At 30.1% G+C, this 3,422-nt stretch carries 2 protein-coding genes; both read right to left on the reverse strand.

Annotated features, from left to right (window positions below):
- Positions 1–339, reverse strand: a 339-nt coding sequence (locus B4H69_RS11870) for a DUF5675 family protein (RefSeq protein WP_291094117.1), incomplete at its 3' end; no start/stop codon positions are given.
- Positions 336–1,091, reverse strand: a complete 756-nt coding sequence (locus B4H69_RS11875; RefSeq protein ID WP_180906520.1) for a hypothetical protein — start codon at positions 1,089–1,091, stop codon at positions 336–338. The genes B4H69_RS11875 and B4H69_RS11870, both read right to left, overlap by 4 nt.
- Between the last annotated feature and the right edge of the window lie 2,331 nt (positions 1,092–3,422).

A 3,422-nucleotide genomic window follows, 5' to 3' on the forward strand; every position in this document is an offset into this window, starting at 1 on the left:
TTTAAAATTTGTAAATGCTTTTCTTGATAACTCTCCTCTCCCTTCACCTGTTAATTTGGTTACTGGAGCTATACATCCTTGTAATTCAGTTTTTGCATGATTGGCAGGATGAATTAAAATCATTGAACGATTGGGCACGTTTGTAATCAGAAAATGTTCTCCAAATTTTGGTGAACTTCTCTTTTTGATTGTGTAACATCCTTCTGGTATACATGAATTACGTGGTTTGTTCTCTTTCCATGGCAATTCGATGGTATAGCATACAAACTTATCATTTATGAATAGGCTTCCATTTGTGCCATTTGGATAATACATGCGTTCTACTACAATTGTCGTCATGGTAAATTAATTTCGATTAAATGTGCAGCGTTAAAACTTCCATTCTTTAATGGATATAAAACAGAATTCACCTCTTGATAGAATTCAATTCCAATTGCTAAGGCGATTGTATGCTCTGAATTTGGAGAAAGATTGTTCAACAACTCTACATCATTCACTTCAACCTCATCATATGGATAATAATCTGTATACGATGTTTTGGTAATGTATTCGTTTTTCTCAAAATCTATCTCTGTAGAAGCTGCTACAAATCGGTAATTCGTAGCCCCTTGCGGTGCTATTATCACATCTAAGGGTTTGTATGCATCTAATGTAAACTTTGTTTCACCAGAGATACGATCTATTGTTACTTGCACTGGAATTAATACCGTTTTTAACCATGATGCCCCTGCATTAAAATCAACCCCTTTCATCAATAATTGATTTCCTTTGTGTACATTTCTTTGACCACGAACATTTATTGTATCTTCTTTTAGTATACCATGCATTACTTTTGTAAGACGGCTAGATAGCCTACTGTCTTTTGCATTTTTTACAATTGCATTGAATGCATTACGTAATGTTTTTCCTGCAGTACCAGCATTTTTAAATTCTTGCATATTTTCCCTGGTACGCTGAAATCGCGGATCACTCATTATGGTATTACGGTCTATAGAGCTTTTTTCTCTCACCATATAACCATCTTTTGATTTGTAGAAGTTTAAATCTCCGATTGAACCTCTAAGTTTTAAAAAGCCTTTTTGCTTCGCCATTTTTTTATAATTTTAAATTAAACATTGATCTCCATTGCGCAATGGTTTTGTAAAGTTGCAATAGCGATGTGTTTAAAACAATAGCCAAGTCTTTTTTAGCACCTGTATGTCAATATATTACACTAATGTACCATTATATGCTTTCTTTATTTTTTTGTTTTTGAATTTTAATAAAATCTAAGGGACGCAAGCCCGTTTCACTGTAAAAAACATTTGAAAATTGTCTTGGATTCATATAACCTNNTCTCCTAATGCTCCTACACTATAATTAAGGTATTGTGGCTGTTCTTGTAATAAATCAGTAATAAATTTTATTCTCAACCGATTGATGTAAGAAGGAAAATTAATTCCTTTGTACTGATTGACACATTTTGATAAATAAGTGGTGTTTGTTGAAAATGATTTTGCCAAACTTACTACTGTTATATTAGGGTTTAAAAATTCTCTGTCCCGCTCAAATTTTTCAAATTTTAATAATAAACTTTCAAATGCTTCTTTGTTCAAATCCTCTTCATCTTTAATCGATAGTCTCCGTTCTGTGTAACTTGATTGAGCAGATTCTTCAATAAACAGATTGTACTTTTCGATTAAATGTTTATTTTTATTTCTAGTTTTTACAATTCCTACTGTCAATATTATTATTCCAGTAAAACACGCTGCCAATACGTAATATAATTTTTGAGATTTATTCAATATTTTTTCCTTTAATTTGAGCAATTGCACTGTATCGTATTCTTTGTACACAACTTGTATCATTTCTGCATCTAGCTTATAATTTAACTCATCCATTTTTAGTAATTGATTGATTACATATAGTTGCCTGTTCGTATCAGAAGCTTCTAATGCCTCATCTAAAATGTTTTCGTATATCGGTCTGTATTTAATTTCTAAGAAGTTGTATTCATTGAAAATACTGTCTATTTTATTAAAATATATTATTTTATGTTGTTGATTATTCAATTTATCAAATGCCTTTGCTTTGTAGTAATAGATTTTGGTTAGTGTATTAAAATCATTCGTTTTTATTAAAATATCTTCTTTAGTCGATAATAATTGAATTGCTGTCTCAAATTGATCATTTAAAAACTCATCAATTGCTTTATTAATCGTAAAGTATCTTTGATAAAATTCGTTATTTTCAAGTTTGCTTTTATTTAATCCTAATTGATTAAATTCTTTCGCTTTTGCTTTGTTACCAACTTCTTGATGGAGACATGCTAATTGATATATTGTATTTAATAGATACGCTTGGTAGTCTTTGTTTTCTGGTTTTGTTTGGAAAAAGGCTTTACATTTAAGCAACAATTCTTCTGCTTGGTTATATTGATGTAATTTTATTTTAATCATCGCCATATTAAACGTTACTTTATGCATTAGGTACTGATCTTTTGAATGGCTTAACTCCTGATCTGCATATAAGTAATTTTGTAACGCCTCTCTATAATATTTTGCTTTGTAATAGGCTAACCCTTTTGATAATAAAGCTGTTGCTATTAAATCTTTATTTTTTAATTTCCTGGCAGTAATTATCGCACTATCTGCATATTCTACTTGCGTGTTTAAATGACTTGAAAAAAAGACTCCTTCTTTATAGGCGTAAAACAAATTTAGCTTATCGTTTTGTTTTTTAGCATTTCTAATATAGGCTTGCACATATAGCATCGCATTTGGATGAGTCTTTTCATGTATTAATTCATCCAATTTTTCTATTAAATAGGCATTATCTTTTGAGGCTAAGGAATCAACTTGATTAGCCATTGTTATAAGCGGAAGTAGAAAGAGTATGTATGTGTACACTACAACTCTTTTCATGGTATAGATTTATTGATTACTACTAAAATACTTTATTTTATATCGTAAATCGTTTATTAAGTACTTAATCGTTTAAAAGTGTATAATTTATAAATTATACATCCTTTTTATATAATATACTTGTTGTATTCTTTGTTGATCTATAAATTTCTCTAGTTTTGAATGTCTTTGAGCATATAAGTCTAATCGATTATTTCAAAGAAACTTAAATGATGAATAAAAAAGAGAGGTCATACTTCTCTTTTTTATTGCCTACACTTTACTGCCACTCTACTGCCACTATGTTGCCTTCATCTTGCCTTGATGTTGGGAGTAAGTGGTAAGCGATAAGTGGTAAGCAAAATTTTGAAGTAAAGTTTGTTTGTTTTTTCTTACGGTTTACGGTCTATGCTTAACGTTTTACGTTTTTTTTATTAATAATCAAATCTGTTTGGACAACGGATTTTGTCATTCTGAGCTTGTCTCAGAATCGCATCATATATTTTTGATTTCGACTACGCTATTAGATTTGTATTTAGT

This window comes from Empedobacter sp. UBA6745, from assembly GCF_002453775.1.
Lineage (GTDB): Bacteria > Bacteroidota > Bacteroidia > Flavobacteriales > Weeksellaceae > Empedobacter > Empedobacter falsenii_C.

What these genes read in the sequence shown, in the direction of transcription:
- B4H69_RS11875 (WP_180906520.1), bottom strand. Translation starts at nt 1,091, where the DNA reads ATGGCGAAGCAAAAAGGCTTTTTAAAACTTAGAGGTTCAATCGGAGAT.